This is a genomic window from Mesorhizobium oxytropidicola, from assembly GCF_056174625.1.
Genome location: NZ_CM149692.1, coordinates 3,772,801 through 3,788,132 on the forward strand (window position 1 = coordinate 3,772,801; position 15,332 = coordinate 3,788,132).

At 64.6% G+C, this 15,332-nt stretch carries 10 protein-coding genes and 1 pseudogene; 1 reads left to right on the plus strand and 10 read right to left on the minus strand.

What is annotated here, in order from left to right:
* Window positions 1–69: 69 nt before the first annotated feature.
* The 5 genes and pseudogenes from AC0V8S_RS18825 to AC0V8S_RS18845 all read right to left on the minus strand — a co-directional run bounded on the left by AC0V8S_RS18825 (window position 70) and on the right by AC0V8S_RS18845 (window position 7,662).
* Window positions 70–2,518 (minus strand): annotated as a pseudogene (locus AC0V8S_RS18825) (GcvT family protein).
* The gene (locus AC0V8S_RS18830; protein ID WP_183460486.1) at window positions 2,515–3,696 is read right to left on the minus strand and encodes a pyridoxal phosphate-dependent aminotransferase; all 1,182 of its coding nucleotides are present in this window, start codon (window positions 3,694–3,696) and stop codon (window positions 2,515–2,517) included. The pseudogene AC0V8S_RS18825 and the gene AC0V8S_RS18830 overlap by 4 nt, the downstream one beginning before the upstream one ends.
* On the minus strand, window positions 3,689–4,594 hold the full coding sequence (locus AC0V8S_RS18835; protein WP_475432763.1) for a homocysteine S-methyltransferase family protein: 906 nt from the start codon (window positions 4,592–4,594) through the stop codon (window positions 3,689–3,691). Before AC0V8S_RS18835 ends, AC0V8S_RS18830 begins: the two co-directional genes overlap by 8 nt.
* Window positions 4,591–7,044: a GcvT family protein gene (locus AC0V8S_RS18840; RefSeq protein ID WP_475432764.1), complete on the minus strand. Its 2,454-nt coding sequence runs from the start codon at window positions 7,042–7,044 to the stop codon at window positions 4,591–4,593. Before AC0V8S_RS18840 ends, AC0V8S_RS18835 begins: the two co-directional genes overlap by 4 nt.
* Before the next feature lie 21 nt (window positions 7,045–7,065).
* Window positions 7,066–7,662, minus strand: a complete 597-nt coding sequence (locus tag AC0V8S_RS18845) for a helix-turn-helix domain-containing protein (RefSeq protein ID WP_475432765.1) — start codon at window positions 7,660–7,662, stop codon at window positions 7,066–7,068.
* A gap of 171 nt (window positions 7,663–7,833) precedes the next feature.
* Between AC0V8S_RS18845 and AC0V8S_RS18850 the strand changes: the two genes are divergently transcribed.
* Complete coding sequence (locus AC0V8S_RS18850; protein WP_183460477.1) at window positions 7,834–8,538, plus strand: nitroreductase; 705 nt, start codon at window positions 7,834–7,836, stop codon at window positions 8,536–8,538.
* Between the two features lie 10 nt (window positions 8,539–8,548).
* Here the strand turns inward: AC0V8S_RS18850 and AC0V8S_RS18855 are convergent, their stop codons facing one another.
* The 5 genes from AC0V8S_RS18855 to AC0V8S_RS18875 all read right to left on the minus strand — a co-directional run bounded on the left by AC0V8S_RS18855 (window position 8,549) and on the right by AC0V8S_RS18875 (window position 15,301).
* Window positions 8,549–9,991: an MFS transporter gene (locus AC0V8S_RS18855; protein ID WP_475432766.1), complete on the minus strand. Its 1,443-nt coding sequence runs from the start codon at window positions 9,989–9,991 to the stop codon at window positions 8,549–8,551.
* 174 nt (window positions 9,992–10,165) lie between these two features.
* A complete protein-coding gene (locus AC0V8S_RS18860) occupies window positions 10,166–10,753 on the minus strand; it encodes a sarcosine oxidase subunit gamma (RefSeq protein ID WP_183460472.1) in 588 nt (195 codons plus the stop codon).
* Window positions 10,746–13,739 carry a sarcosine oxidase subunit alpha gene (locus AC0V8S_RS18865; protein WP_475432767.1) on the minus strand — a complete coding sequence of 998 codons (2,994 nt, stop codon included), beginning with the start codon at window positions 13,737–13,739 and terminating at the stop codon, window positions 10,746–10,748. The genes AC0V8S_RS18860 and AC0V8S_RS18865 overlap by 8 nt, the downstream gene beginning before the upstream one ends.
* Entirely contained in the window at window positions 13,736–14,032 is a 297-nt protein-coding gene (locus AC0V8S_RS18870) for a sarcosine oxidase subunit delta (protein WP_475432768.1), read from the minus strand. The genes AC0V8S_RS18865 and AC0V8S_RS18870 overlap by 4 nt, the downstream gene beginning before the upstream one ends.
* A 9-nt stretch (window positions 14,033–14,041) precedes the next feature.
* On the minus strand, window positions 14,042–15,301 hold the full coding sequence (locus tag AC0V8S_RS18875; protein WP_475432769.1) for a sarcosine oxidase subunit beta: 1,260 nt from the start codon (window positions 15,299–15,301) through the stop codon (window positions 14,042–14,044).
* Between the last annotated feature and the right edge of the window lie 31 nt (window positions 15,302–15,332).

Sequence of the window (15,332 nt, forward strand, 5' to 3'; positions counted from 1 at the left end):
GCACCCCTCATCCGTCTCGGCGCTGCGCGCCGATCCACCTTCTCCCACAAGGGGAGAAGGAAGAGGGCGCTACATCTTCACCCTTTCCGCCTTCGGATCATACATCGGCTTCAGCGATGCCTCCGCCGCAAACCGCTCGCCGGCGATTTCGATCTCGTAGGACGAAGCCAGCACATCCGCCTCGCTCTCACCCTGGCAGGGCACATAGCCCAGCCCGATGGCACCGCCGAGATGGTGGCCGTAATTGCCTGAGGTGATCGGGCCGATGATCTTGCCGTCGCGCAGGATCGCTTCATTGTGGAAGAGCAGGGGCTGCGGGTCTTTCAGCCGGAACTGCACCAGCCGGCGGTTCAACCCGGCATCCTTCTTCTTCAAGACCGCATCGCGGCCGAGAAAATCGCCCTTGGCTGTCTTCACCGCGAAGCCAAGGCCGGCTTCCAGCACGTTATCCTCGTCGGTGATGTCGTGTCCGAAATGGCGGAAAGCCTTTTCGATGCGGCAGGAATCCAGCGTGTGCAGGCCGCAGAGTTTCAGGCCGACATCGGTGCCGGCCTCGTCGATCGCCTCGAAGACATGGGCAGCCTGGTCGGTCGAGACATAGAGCTCCCAGCCGAGTTCGCCGACATAGGTGACGCGGTGGGCGCGGGCCAGCCCCATTCCGATCTCGATCTCCTGGAAGGTGCCGAATGGGTTGTTCTCATTGGAGAAGTCGTTGGGGCTGACTTTTTGTATCAGCTTTCGCGCATCCGGGCCCATCAGGCAGAGCACGCTTTCAGCCACAGTCACATCGGTGATGACGACGAACGCCTCGCCGACATGCCGCCGCAGCCAGGCGAGGTCGCGCTGCAGCGTGGCACCCGGCACGACGAGGAAGTAGGCCGTATCCGACAGGCGCGAGACGGTGAGATCGCTTTCGATGCCGCCGCGCTGGTTGAGCATTTGCGTGTAGACGATCTTGCCCGGCGCCACGTCCATGTCATTGGCGCACAGTTTTTGCAGGAAGGCACAGGCATCGCGGCCCTCGACACGGATCTTGCCGAACGAGGTCATATCGAACAGGCCGACCTTGTTGCGGACGGCCAGGTGCTCCTCGCGCTGGTTGTCGAACCAGTTCTGCCGCTTCCAGGAATAACGGTATTCGCGCTCCTGACCCTCGCGGGCGAACCAGTTGGCGCGCTCCCAGCCGGCGACTTCGCCGAACACGGCGCCGCGCGCTTTCAAATGCTCATGCAAAGGCGAGCGGCGGACGTTGCGGGATGTCGTCATCTGGCGATAGGGGAAATGGTCGGCATAGAGCAGGCCGAGCGTCTCGGAGACGCGCTCCTTGAGATAGCGGCGGTTCTTCTGGAACGGCTGGGCGCGGCGGATGTCGACTTCCCACAGATCGAACGGCGCTTCGCCGTCGTTGATCCATTGCGCCAGCGCCATGCCGGCGCCGCCGGGAGGAGACGATGCCGATCGAATTGTAGCCGGTCGCCATCCAGTAGCCGGACAATTCCGGCGCCTCGCCGAGATAGTAGCGGTCGTCGGGCGTAAAACTCTCGGGGCCGTTGAAGAAGGTGTGGATGCCGGCGGTGGCCAGCATCGGCATGCGGTTGACACCCATTTCGAGGATCGGCTCGAAATGGTCCATGTCCTCGGGCAACTGGTCGAAGCAGAAATCCTCGCGGATGCCGTCCATGCCCCATGGCTTGGCCACCGGCTCGAAGGCGCCGAGCATCATCTTGCCGGCGTCTTCCTTGTAGTAGGCGCACTCGTCCGGCACGCGCAGCACCGGCAGGCGGGAGAGGCCGGGGATCGGCTCGGTGACGAGATAGAAATGCTCGCAGGCGTGTAGCGGGATGGTGACGCCGTTCTGCGCGCCGAGTTCGCGCGCCCACATGCCGGCGCAGTTGACGACGATGTCGGCTTCGATGGTGCCTTGGTCCTCGCCCTGTGCCCAGGACACGCCGGTGACGCGGCCGGCTTTGGTATGGACCTTCGTCACCTTCACATTCTCGACGATGGTGGCGCCGCGCTGACGCGCGCCCTTGGCCAGCGCCATGGCGATGTTGGCGGGATCGCACTGGCCGTCGAGCGGCAGGTGGACGGCGCCGACGACGTCGGACACGTTGAGATGCGGGTACATCTCTTTGACTTCATTGGGAGAAATCTCGCGCACATCGACATCGAAGGCGCGGGCGAGCGACGCCTGCCGGTAGATCTCGTGCTTGCGCTCCTCGGTCAACGCGACGGTGATCGAGCCGACCTGGCGCATGCCGGTGCCGACTTCGGTCTCGGCTTCCAGCTTGACGTAGAGGTCGGCCGAATATTTCGCCAGCCGCGTCATGTTCTGCGAGCCGCGCAGCTGGCCGATCAGGCCGGCGGCATGCCATGTCGTGCCCGAGGTCAGCTGCTTGCGTTCCAGGAGCACAATGTCGGTCCAACCGAGCTTGGCCAGATGATAGGCGACCGAACAGCCGGAGACGCCGCCACCGATGATCACGGCGCGGGCCTTGGTGGGGATGGTCTTGGTCATGCGGCCTCGCGGCGATAGCTGGAAGCAAAACGGCGCAGCCGCAGTGCTGCTTCTTGGAGAATCGGCTCCGGCTGGCAGAGGCTGATGCGGATGTGGCCGGCGGCGGCTTCGCCGAAGCTGGAGCCGGGCATCACGCCGACATTCTCCTTGTCGAGGAAGGCGAAGGCGAATTTCTCGTCGTCAGGTTCGACCTCGGATATGTCGAGCATCACATACATGCCGCCTTCGGAGCCGCGCACGCTGACATCGTTCATGCCGCGCACGGCATCGAGGAAGATGGTACGGCGCGCCGCGTAGCGCTCGGCGATGTCCTTCACGCCGTAATGGTTCTCAAGCGCCTCCGCGCAGGCGACCGAGATGAAGGCCGGCAGGCCGTAGGTGGTCACAAGGTTGAGATTGATCAGCAGCGTGATCATCGCTTCAGGACCGGTCAGCCAGCCCATGCGCCAGCCGGTCATGCCATGGCTCTTGGACATGGAATTGATGACCAGCGTGCGCTCGGCCATGCCGGGCAGCGAACGCGGCGAGACGTGCTCGCCGCCGCCCAGCGTCCAGTAGACCTCGTCCGAGAGCAGCCAGAGGTCGTGCTCGCGGCAGATTTCGGCCAGCTGTTCCAGCCGCTCGCGCGAATAGACCGCACCTGTCGGGTTGTTCGGCGTGTTGATCAGGATGGCACGTGTGTTGGGCTTGAGTGCCGCGCGGATCATGTCGACGTGCGGCTGGAAACCATCCTCGGCCGGCGTCTCGACGACGGTGAAACTGGCGCCGGCGGCGCTGAACGTGTTGGGATAGGTGGCGTAGTAAGGGGCAATGACGATGGCGTGGTCGCCCTGGTCGAGAACTGCCTGCACGGCCGCGTAAAGTGCCGCCTGGCCGCCTGGCGTGGCGATGACCTGGTCAGGCGTCGTCTCGACGCCGGTACAGGCGCTGGAGGCTGCCGCCATCGCCTGGCGCAGGCGCGGCAGGCCGGGCAACGGCGTGTAGTGGTGGTTGCTGCCGCGGACCGCGGCCACGCAGGCCTCGATCGTTTGCGACGGCGTGTCGAAATCATGGTCGCCGACCGACAGCATGATGATGTCCTCGCCGGCTGCCTTGCGGGCCCAGGCGGCGGAATGGACTTCCCAGCCATCCTTGCCCGAAGGCACGATGCCGGAAATGCGCGACGATGGTCTAGGCATGCAAAACTCCCGAAATTTCGTAACCATCCTGCTGCAGTCGGTCGCGCAGCGCGGCAATGTGCGGCGGTCCGACTTCGCAACAGCCGCCGACGATGTCGGCACCTGCCTCCACCCAACCGATCGCCTGCTCGGCATAGGCGTCCGGGCCGAGGTCGTGGCGGGCGTGCAGCACATCGACGGTACCGCCGTGCTTGAGCGCCTCAGTGGAGGTGAAGCCATTGGCATAGGCGCCGACCGGGCCGCCGAGATCGATCAGTTCAGGCAAGGCGGCGGCGATCGCTTCCGGCCGGCAGCAGTTGAGCAGCCGCGCCGCTATCGGCAGGCCATCGAGCGCGCTGGCCGCGGCGGCGATTGTTTCGCCGCTGCGCAGCCGCGGTGCGCCATGATCGGCGAGCGTCCACGACACCCAGACCGGCTTGCCGCTTTCCGAGGCGGCGGTGACGGCAGCGCGCGCCTCATTGGCCGAGGCCATGGTCTCGCACAGGAAGAGATCGACGCCATCCGCCTGCTCAGCAACGATGCGGCGGTAGATGTCGAGCGTCTCCTTGTAGGAAATGGTCAGCGCCGGGGCGTAGCTGCCGAAAAGCGGTGACAGGCAGCCGGCGACCGCTGCGTCGCCGGCTTCGTCGCGAGCCTGCCTGGCCAGCTCGATGCCGCGCCTCTGCAGCGGCTTGAACAGCTCCTCGGCGCCCTCGCGCGCCAGGCGCTCAGGTGTCGCCGAATAGGTGTTGATGGTGATGACGCGCGCGCCGGCGCGGATGAATTCCGCGTGGAGGTCACGCACCAGATCGGGTTCGTCGATCAGCACCCTGGCCGACCACAATGGCGTCGGCTCGGATTTGCTGCGGCGGACCAGTTCCTGGCCCATGCCACCATCGGTGAGGATGACATTCTTCATGCGCGCAGCCTTTCGTTTCTGGGATCCCAGAGCGGCTCATCCTTCTGCACCACCGCCTGGAAACGGTCGCCGAAGATTTCGACCTCGACTGAGGTGCCGGGCTCGGTCAAATCCATCCGCAGCATGCCGAGCGCGATGGACTTGTCGACGCGATGGCCCCAGCCGCCTGAGGTGGTCTCGCCGACGATCTGGCCGCCATGCCACAGCGTCGACATGTAGGGCGCATCGCAATCGCCGGGGTTCTCGACCACCAGCGTGACGAAACGCTTCTTCACGCCTTGCTGCTTTTCGTTCTGAAGTGCGGCCTTGCCGCGGAAGTCGGGCTTCTCCCATTTGACGAAGCGCTCCAGCCCGCCCTGCAGGATGGAATAGTCGGTCGACAGATCGCCCTTCCAGGTGCGGTAGCCTTTTTCCAGCCTGAGCGAATCCAGCGCATACATACCGAACGGCTTCAGCCCGTGCTTCTGACCGGCCGCCCAGATGGCGTCGAAGATGGCGGCGGTGTCGCCGACCTTGGTGTGGATTTCCCAGCCGAGTTCGCCGGCGAAGGACACGCGCACCAGCTTCGCCCAGCGGCCGGCGATCTTCGTTTCCTGATGTGTCAGCCAGGGCAGAGTGAGGTCGGCGTCGCAGACATCGGCGAGGATTTTCCGCGAGTTGGGGCCGGCCAGGATCTGGGTGGAATAGTCCTCTGTGCGGTCGGTCAGCGTAAAGGCCGCATCCCTGGGCATGCGCGATTTCAGCCATTCGAAATCGTGCCATTGCGCGACCGCCGCGGTGATCAGCGTCATCTGATCCTCGCTGTGGCGCACGACGGACATTTCGGTGACGATGCGGCCCTTGTCGTCGGCGAAGTAGACCAAGCCGATGCGGCCGGGCTTCGGCACCAGTCCGGTGACCTGCAGGCTCAGCCATTCGGCGGCGCCGGGGCCCTCCAGGTTGAAGCGTGAGAAGCCGGGCAGGTCGAGTATGCCGGCGGCGTCGCGCACGGCCAGGCACTCCTCGCGCACGCGATGCTGCCAGGGACCTTCCCGGCGGAAGGTTAGCGTCGCTTCCTCGGAAATGTCGTCGCCGGGTTGCGCGTACCAGGTGGCGCGCTCCCAGCCATTATAGGCATCGAAGCGGCCGCCGAACGCCTTGATGCGATCGTGGATCGGCGACAGTTTCCGGTCGCGGCCTTCGGGCCAGGCATGGCGCGGGAATTGGATGGCGTATTCATTGCCGTAGATTTCCAGGCCCTTGGCGACGCAATAATCGGGTGCGGCGGCAAAAGAGGTGAAGCGACGCGGATCGCAGGACCACATGTCCCACTCGGTCTGGCCCTGCGTCACCCATTCGGCCAGCACCTTGCCGGCGCCGCCGCCCTGGGCGATGCCGAAGGTGAAGACGCAGGCCTCGAAGGCATTGGGCACGCCAGGCATCGGCCCGATCAGCGGATTGCCGTCCGGCGCATAGGGGATCGGGCCATTGATGACCTTGGACAGACCGGCGGTGCCCAGGATCGGCACGCGGGCGACGGCGTCGGCCAGGTAATGTTCCAGCCGGTCGAGATCGTCGGGGAAGAGCTGGAAGGAAAAATCCTCCGGCATCGGATCGCCAGGGGTGGCCCAATGGGCGCGGCAATTGCGCTCATAGGGGCCGAGATTCATGCCGGCCTTTTCCTGGCGCAGATAATAGGACGTATCGACATCGCGCAGCAGCGGCAGTTTCTTGCCCTGTTCCTTCGACCAGGCGGCGAGTTCGGGGATTTCCTCGAACAGGATGTATTGGTGACTCATCACCATCATCGGCACTTCGCGGCCGAACATCCTGCCGACCTCGGCGGCACGGTAACCGGCGGCATTGACGACGATTTCGCAGCGGATCTCGCCCTGCGGTGTGGCCACCACCCATTCGTCCTTCTCGCGGCGCACGCCTGACACAGGACAGAAGCGGATGATCTTGGCGCCCAAATCGCGCGCGCCCTTGGCCAGCGCCTGGGTCAACTGCGCCGGATCGATGTCGCCGTCGCTCGGGTCATAGAGCGCGCCCTTCAGGTCGTGCGTCTCGATGAAGGGATAGCGCAGCTTGATCTCGTCGACGCCGACCACGTCGATGTCCATGCCCTGGTAGCGGCCCATACCCTTGGCACGCTGGAATTCCTGCATCCGCTCCCAGGAGTGGGCGAGACGCAGCGAGCCGGTGACGTGATAGTTCATGGGATAGTCGACCGCGTCGGCGAGGCCCCGGTAGAGCTCGGTCGAATAGCGCTGCATGTTCATCAGCGACCAGGACGAGGAGAAGGTCGGCACATTGCCGGCGGCATGCCAGGTCGAGCCTGAGGTCAGCTCGTTCTTTTCCAAGAGCACGCAGTCGGTCCAGCCCGCTTTGGCAAGATGATAGAGCGAGGAGGTGCCGACAACGCCACCTCCGATGATCACCACGCGCGCCGTGCTCGGCAAACCCGCCATGTTGTTCTCCCAAGTCTTATTTCAATAAACCGGTGGCGAAACCACCCAGATGACAACCGCCGGCTCGGTGCCTGGATTGCGCCAGCGATAGGGCTTGCCTTCGAAGCGGAAGGAATCACCTTCGCCGAGCCGGTGCCAGATACCAGCTATCTCGATCTCGAAAATGCCCGAGGCGAGATAGCCGGCTTCCTCGGTCGGCCGCAGCTGCTGGGTCTTCATCTCCGCGCCCGGCGCGAAGATCGAGCGCACTATCTCGAAGCTACCACCGAGATCGGGCGACAGGAGTTCTTCCACCAGGCCGGATTCGCTGGTGCCAAGCGTGCGGCGCCTGCCGGCCCGCACCACCACGCCGCGCTCGCTCTCGACCGGTACGTCATGGCTGAAGAACAGGCTGATCGGCACGCCGAACAGCTCGGCGAAGGCCCTGAGATCGCTGAGCGACGGCGTCGACAGGCCGCGTTCGACCTGGCTGACCCAGCCGACCGAGCGGCCGAGTTTCAGGGCGATCTCGGCGAGCGTCAGCCCGCGTGCCCGGCGCAGCGCCCTGATATCGCTGGCCAGCACGCGTTCGTCAGGTCCCTGCAATGTTCGCGGGGTAGTGGAAGGCAGGACGCTCATTTCATGAAAATTTCCATCCGAATTTCATGAGAGATCAAGCTCATGAAAAAATCAAGTAGATTTTCACCAATGCTCAAGATTTGCTTGCAGGATTTTGACGGTTCATGCAAAGGCTCGGCCGCGAGCGGCGAGTGGGGACGTCCGATCGACACAAAGGCTAAGGGACGGCCCATGTTGGAAAAGAAGGCTCGAATCGCGGATGAGGCCGAGATCGTCGACGAGGCGATCCTGTCGCGCCGTTCGGTGCGCGCGTTTCTGCCCGACATGATCGACGACGACACCATCCGCGACATTCTGGCCGTTGCGGCACGCGCGCCGTCTGGCACCAACATGCAGCCATGGCGGGTCTACGTCACCAAGGGCGAGACCAAGCAACAGATATCGGATGCTATCCTGAATTCCGGTATCCGCGCCGAAAAGGCTGACTGGGACGAGTATCGCTACTATCCCACCCAGTTCTTCGAGCCTTATCTTACGCGCCGCCGTGCCAACGGTTTCGGCCTCTATGGTGCGCTTGGCATTGGCCGCCGCGAGGTCGACAAGATGCGTGCCCAGCATGACCGCAACTTCGTCTTCTTCGACGCGCCGATCGGCATGATCTTCACCATCGATCGCCGCCTCAACCAGGGCTCGTGGATCGACTACGGCATGTTCCTGCAGAACATCATGGTCGCGGCGCGGGGCAGGGGCCTGCACACCTGCCCGCAGGCCGCCTTCGCGCCCTATCACCGGCAGATCCGGCCGGTGCTCAACATTCCCGATGAGGAGATCGTCGTCTGCGGCATGGCACTCGGCTATGAGGACACGTCCAAGCCGGAAAACGCCTTCCGCACCGACCGCGTGCCGCTGGAAGAGTGGGTGACGTTCAGCGAATAGGCGGCATGCCTTATTCGGTATTCATCTGCAGGCCGTGCCCGCTGACATGGGCGCCGTCCTGCGGCGTCAGCTTGAGGTAGGCAAGCAGCGCGCAGAGCGTGATGACGCCCTCGACCGCGAACAGGATGCGGAAATCATTGGTCACGGCAGGCCCGCCGCCGGCCAGGAACGACAGCATCGCTGCCGCCAGCCCGACGCTGACCGCCACCGCGAGCTGCCAGAGTATGTAATAGAGGGCGCTGAAGCGGGCGAGCTGTTCGGGGGCGATGTCGGAATAGGCGAGGTTACCGGTCGACGCCCATTGTATGGAGCGAAAGACGCCGAAAGCAAAGATATAGCCAAGCACGATCCAGACCGGCGTCGTCGCCTGCATCAAGGCGAAGCCGGCAACCATGGCGGCCACGAACGGCGTGTTGAAGACCAGCACGCGGCGGAAGCCGAACCGGTTGAGGACGCGCGGCATGAAGAAACGCATGATCACCGAGCCGAGCGCAGCAACGAAGGTCAGCGATCCCGCCTGCACCGCACTCATGCCGAAACCGAGCTGGAACATCAGCGGCAGCAGGAAGGCGACGGAGCTGAGGCCGATCGTGTCCAGCCCGCCGCCGGTGAGGAACGAGATGCGGAAGGTGCGGATGCGCAGGAGCTTGAGGTCGAGTAGGGGATTGGGCACGCGCAGGCAGTAGAGCGAGGCGATCGACAGGATGATGACCGCCAGCGCCAGCTCACCGGCGATCATGCCGGCGGCGGCGTCTTTGGCTGCAAGCGAGTCCATGCCGAACACCAGCAGGATCATGCCGCTGCCGACCAGCAGGAAGCCTGGAAAATCGAAGCGTGCGCGCACGGGCTTGGTCACGGTCGGAAACAGTGAGGCGGCAAGGATCGCAGCCGCCAGAGCGAACGGCACATTGATGAAGAAGATCCAGCGCCAGGAAATGTAGGTGGTCAGCGCGCCGCCGACGAGTGGCCCGACCAGCGGTCCGGTCTGGCTGGCCACCGAAATATACATATTGATCTTCAGCGTCCGGTTGCGCGGGAAGCTCGACAGGATGACGACCTGGCCGAGCGTGCCCATCAGCGCGCCGCCAAATCCCTGCAGCGCGCGGGCGCCGACCAGCGTCCAGATGTTGTCGGACAGTCCGCACAGCGCCGACGAGCCGGCGAACACCAGCAAGGCAAAGCAGTAGACGTTGCGCAGGCCGAAGCGGTCGGCGGCCCAGCCGCCGAGCGGCATAGAGATGATCAGGCTGGCGACATAGACGGTGATCAGAAGGCCGAGCTGGCTCGGCGGTCGGGCGAGGCTTTCACCGATGCCGGGCAGCGCCGTCACCACGACATTCTGGTCGAGGCTGGTCATGAACACGCCACAGGCGACCGTCAGCGGCAGCAGAAGCAAGGCTCTGGCCGACACATCGGCGCGATCCGGTGCGCCGGCGGATAGTTCTGCGGTCATGGGGATGTTCGAACCAAACGAATGTGCCGAGTTCTGAGACGGATTTTTATCCCTTGGGCCGATTGGGCGGCCACGTTTTTCCACCATGGCCGTCCACGGCGCGATTCTCTAGCGGCAGAACCGGCCGGCATTGAGGCCAGAAGCGGCGGCGAAATGGGCTATGCCGCCACTGCCTTATTGTACTTCGTAGCCGACTTCCTCGCTGGCATGGCAGAGAGCCTTCCAGAACGAACGCGCGAAGGAGCGGAAGACGTAGATGTCGAACTGGTCGGCGCCAGTACGCTGGATCTGGGCGAAGACGTCGTGGTGAGCGGTCGAACGGCCGGCGCCGACCGGGAAGGCCGTAAGCGCGAAGTCGATGGCAAAGAATTTCGCCAGAATCCATTCGGCCTTCGGCCCGGCGATGCGGATGGCGGTGCGGCCATGCGACAGGTCCGTCACCGTGCCAATAGAAGGCGTCACCGCCTTGGCAAAAGCCGCGGCTAGCCGTTCGGCCTCGTCGGCGACAGTGAATTTTCCCGGCGCGAAGCCGAACACTGACTTAACGCCATCGCTCAGGCCACCGCCGGCGCCATCGGGCAGGGCAAGCCCGGTGACGGCGCGGATGGCAGCGATCAGCGTCTTCTCTTCACCCGGCCAGGCGGCGAGCTGCACGATCGAGCCCGGCCGCGTCTCGGTCAGGAGGATCTCGACGCCATGCTCGAAATTGCCATGCGAGCCGACATGAAACTCCGGCTCAAGCGGGGATTGGCGCTCAACCATGCATGCGGGTCCCTTCAGGATCGTAGAAATGGTTGGAGACGATCTCGACCGGCCCGAAGCGGTTGCGCAAGGGATCGGAGACATGGGCGCGCGTGCCGTGCCTGGCCTTGCCGCCCTCGACCAGTGCCAGCGCAATATGTTTGCCGAGCGCCGGCGAATAGCAGCAGGCGGTGATATGGCCGATCGAGCCGTGCGGATTGGCCTCGTCCAACGCTTCGACAATGTGCGCGCCGCCATTGAGCGGCCGGTTGTCGAGTGCGATCAGGCCGACCAGTTCGAGCCGATCGGACGCGATCAGGCCTTCGCGATCCATCATCGCCGAGCCGATGAAAGGCTTTTTCTTCGACAGCATCCAGTCGAGATGCAGGTCGCGCGCCGTGGTGCGGCCGTCGATCTCGGCGCCAGTGACATGGCCCTTCTCGATGCGCATCGTGCCCAGCGCCTCGAGCCCGTAGGTGACCAACCCGAACGGCTTGCCGGCTTCGATCAAGGCTTCCCAGACATGGGTGCCATGGCCGGCGCCTGAATAGACCTCGAAGGCCATTTCGCCGGAGAAGGACAGCCGGCAAATCATCACCGGCACGCCTGATATCTCGCCACGCACGATGCCCATGAAGGGCAAGGTCGCATTGTCGACAGCGGTGCCCGTGACGCAGGCGGCAAGGATTGCCCGCGCTTTCGGTCCGCCAATCGCGGCGCCCGCCCATTCGTCGGTCACCGAGGTGACGTGGACTTTCAGCTCCGGCCAGATCACGTCGAGGAAATATTCCAGATGCTGCATCACCTTGCCGGCATTGGCCGTGGTGGTGGTCATCAGGAAATCCTGTTCGCCGAGCCGCCAGGTGGTGCCGTCGTCGAAGGCAAAGCCGTCCTCGCGCAGCATCAGCCCATAGCGCGCCTTGCCGACGGCCAACGTCGAAAACATGTTGGTGTAGACGCGGTCGAGGAAGGTAGCGGCGTCGGGGCCCTGCACGGCGATCTTGCCCAGCGTCGAGACATCGACGATCCCGGCACTTTCGCGCGTCGCCCTGGCTTCGCGCACATAGGCCTGCTCGATCGTTTCGCCTGAAAGTCCGTAGATCATCGGCCGGTACCAGAGGCCGGCGGAATACATGGTCGCGCCATTGGCGAGGTGCCAGTCATGCATCGGCGTCAGCCGCTCGGGCTTCAGGTCGTCAAAGCGCTCTGCCGCCAGCGAGCCGATCGATACCGGCGCGAAGGGCGGCCGGAAGCGCGTCGTGCCGACTTCGGGGATCGGCTTGCCGAGCGCCTCGGCCATGATGGCAAGGCCGGGAACGTTGGAGCTCTTGCCCTGGTCGGTCGCCATGCCGAGTGTGGTGTAGCGCTTCAGGTGCTCGACTGAGACAAAGCCTTCGCGATGCGCCAGCCGCACGTCTTCGGCGGTCACGTCGTGCTGGAAGTCGACAAAGCTCTTGCCCTTGGCCCTGATCTCGAAGACAGGCGCCGGATCGGGGTCACCGGGTAGAGCTTCGACCGTGGGCAATGCCGCCGGCGTGCTCGTTCCACCTGCGGCAGCAAGACCGGCGGCCCGGCCTTCGGCGATCGCCTCGGCGGTGGAAAAGCTGCCGGTAAAGGCACCGGCGCCGATCCACTGCTGCGTCGGCTTCGGCGGCAGGAAAGCCTGGCGCGCGGCATTCCATTCCGCTTTGGCGCCGGCCTGGCTGGCCAGATGGATGGTCGGCGACCAGCCGCCCGACATCAGCAGGCAGTCGGCATGGATGCTTCGTTCATCGCCGCTGAGCGCGCCGGTGACCATGTCGAAACGCTGGACCTTGATGCCGGAGACCGCCTTGCCGCCTTCTGTGGCGACGACGGCATGGCCGGCAAAGATCTCGGCCTCGGCTTCCGTCGCCAGCTTGCGCATCTCGGCTGAAAGCTCGGACCGGACGTCGGCGATGGCGACGATCGCGGCGCCCGCCTTCTTCAAGGCAACGGCCGCGCGATAGGCGCTGTCATTGTTGGTGAACAGCGCGATCCGCTCGCCCGACAGCACGCCGAATTCGTTGACATATCGCTCGGCGGCATGTGCCAGCATCACGCCCGGCCTGTCATTGCCCGGGAAAACCAGGGGCCGTTCGAAGGCGCCGGTGGCCAGCACCACGGATCTGGCGCGGATCGCCCAGTAGCGGTGGCGCGGTTCGCCCTTGGCGGGTTGCTCCTTGTGGTCGCTGACCCGTTCGAGTGCTGCAAGTGTGTTGTTGTCGTAATAACCCCAGACCGTGGTGCGTGGCAGAAGCCGGACATTGTCGCGGCCTTCGAGCTGAGTGACGGTGCGTCGCGCCCATTCGGCGGCGGGTGCGCCATCGATGGTTTCACCGGACCAGTTGGTCGAGCCGCCGAAACGCGGTTCGAGATCGGCCAGCATGACGCGCGCGCCCTGATCGGCGGCGGCCTTGGCGGCCATCAGGCCGGCGGGGCCGGAGCCAACCACCAGCACGTCGCAAAAGGCATTCATACGCTCGTAGCGGGCGGGGTCTTTTGCCGATCCGGCGCTGCCGAGACCGGCGGCGCGGCGGATGAAGTGCTCGCAGAACATCCAGAAGCGCGTGCCCTTCAGCGGACCGATCACCGGCCCCATGAAGGTCTTGTAGTAGAAGCCGGCGGACAGGATCTTGCCGCCAAGCTGGTTGACGGCGTTGACGTCCCAGGCCAGCGACGGAAAGCGGTTCTGGCTGACGGCGACCAGCCCGTCATGGATCTCGACCATGGTCGCCGCAATGTTGGGCTCGCGCACCTCGCCCTTCAGCACCGTCACCAGCGCATTCGGCTCCTCGACGCCCGCCGTGAGCAGGCCGCGCGGACGGTGGTATTTAAACGAGCGACCGAAAAGCGTGACGCCCCTGGCCAGCAGCGCGGATGCCAGCGTGTCGCCGGCATGGCCGGTATAGGCAACGCCGTCGAAGGTGAAGCGGATCGTTTTCAGCCGATCGATGCGGCCGCCAGTGTCGGTGCGGCGCGGGCTCATGGCTTGTCCTCCGCCTTGCGGCGCGCGGTCGAGCCATGATCGCCGCGCGCGAAAGCGACGCTCGAAATCTCGTGCGTCAGCGTGTTGCGCACGACGCGCAAATGCGCGCGGCAGCCGCCGGAATGCTGCCATATCTCATTGTGGTCGCCGGCCGGGTTCAGCCGGTCATAGACATAGGCGTTCCATGCCTCGAAATTCTGCGAGGCGGGGTCGGGACGTTCGCGGTTGCCGTCACCCTGATAGGTGAACTCGATGACGTCGCGCGGGCCGCAATAGGGACAGGTGATCAACATCGGATATTCCTAATGCAGCCGCGGGTTCGCGCCCTGGCCCTTGTCGTCGATGACGAGGCCGCGGTGGAAGCGATCAAGGGTGAACGGCGCGTTGAAGTCGTGCGGTTCATCCTTGGCGATGGTCCAGGCAAAGGTCCAGCCGGAAGCCGGCGTCGCCTTGAAGCCGCCATAGCACCAGCCGCAGTTGAGATACATGCCGGGCAGGGGACCGGTGGTGATGATCGGCGAGCCGTCCATCGACATGTCGCAGACGCCGCCCCAGGAGCGCAGCAGGCGCGCGCGGGCAAGGCCCGGAAACAGCGCCAGCATCTCGCTCATCACCTCGTCGACGATGGGCAGGTTGCCGCGCTGGGCATAGCTGTTGTAGCCGTCGATGTCGCCGCCATAGACAAGGCCGCCCTTGTCGGACTGCGACATGTAGAAATGCCCCATGCCGAAGGTCACGACCGTGTCGATGAAAGGCTTCAGCGATTCCGTCACGAAGGCCTGCAGCACATGGCTCTCGATCGGCATCGTTTCGATACCGGCAAGCCGCATGACGCGTCCGGTGCTGCCGGCCACGGCCACCGCCACCTTCCTGGCCCTGATGTCACCGCGCGATGTGGTGACGCCGGTGACGCGGTCGCCGTCCCGCAGGAAGCCGGTGACCTCGCAATTCTCGATGATGTCGACGCCGCGCCGGTCGGCGCCGCGCGCATAGCCCCAGGCCACCGCGTCGTGGCGGGCGGTGCCGGCGCGCCGCTGCATCAGGCCACCGACCACCGGAAAGCGTGCGTCGCTGGAAATATCGAGCGCCGGGATCAGGCGCTTGATCTGCGCCGGCGTCATCAGTTCGGCATCGACGCCGAGATGGCGCATGGCGTTGCCGCGCCTTGCATAGTCGTCAAACTGGGCCGGTGTGTGCGCCAGGTTCAGGCAGCCGCGCTGCGAGAACATGACATTGTAGTTGAGCTCGTGCGACAGGCCCTCCCACATCTTCATCGAATGTTCGTAGAAGCGGGTGTTGGCCGGCAGCAGATAGTTCGAGCGCACGGCCGTGGTGTTGCGGCCGACATTGCCGGAGCCGAGCCAGCCCTTCTCGAGCACCGCCACATTGGTGATGCCGTGTTCCTTGGCCAGATAATAGGCGGTCGCCAGCCCGTGGCCGCCGCCACCGATGATGATGACATCATAGGAAGCCTTTGGGTCCGGCTTGCGCCAGGCCGGCTTCCAGTCCTTGTTTCCCTTGAGCGCGTTCGCGAGCAGCGAAAAGGCCGAGTACTCTGCCATCATTGTCATCCGGTTCGGGCGATGCGGCAGA

Excerpts from the sequence above, each read along its gene's own strand:
- AC0V8S_RS18830 (WP_183460486.1), bottom strand. The coding sequence starts at position 3,696 with ATGCCTAGACCATCGTCGCGCATTTCCGGCATCGTGCCTTCGGGCAAG.
- AC0V8S_RS18835 (WP_475432763.1), bottom strand. The coding sequence starts at position 4,594 with ATGAAGAATGTCATCCTCACCGATGGTGGCATGGGCCAGGAACTGGTC.
- AC0V8S_RS18840 (WP_475432764.1), bottom strand. The coding sequence starts at position 7,044 with ATGGCGGGTTTGCCGAGCACGGCGCGCGTGGTGATCATCGGAGGTGGC.
- AC0V8S_RS18845 (WP_475432765.1), bottom strand. The coding sequence starts at position 7,662 with ATGAGCGTCCTGCCTTCCACTACCCCGCGAACATTGCAGGGACCTGAC.
- AC0V8S_RS18850 (WP_183460477.1), top strand. The coding sequence starts at position 7,834 with ATGTTGGAAAAGAAGGCTCGAATCGCGGATGAGGCCGAGATCGTCGAC.
- AC0V8S_RS18855 (WP_475432766.1), bottom strand. The coding sequence starts at position 9,991 with ATGACCGCAGAACTATCCGCCGGCGCACCGGATCGCGCCGATGTGTCG.
- AC0V8S_RS18860 (WP_183460472.1), bottom strand. The coding sequence starts at position 10,753 with ATGGTTGAGCGCCAATCCCCGCTTGAGCCGGAGTTTCATGTCGGCTCG.
- AC0V8S_RS18865 (WP_475432767.1), bottom strand. The coding sequence starts at position 13,739 with ATGAGCCCGCGCCGCACCGACACTGGCGGCCGCATCGATCGGCTGAAA.
- AC0V8S_RS18870 (WP_475432768.1), bottom strand. The coding sequence starts at position 14,032 with ATGTTGATCACCTGTCCCTATTGCGGCCCGCGCGACGTCATCGAGTTC.
- AC0V8S_RS18875 (WP_475432769.1), bottom strand. The coding sequence starts at position 15,301 with ATGGCAGAGTACTCGGCCTTTTCGCTGCTCGCGAACGCGCTCAAGGGA.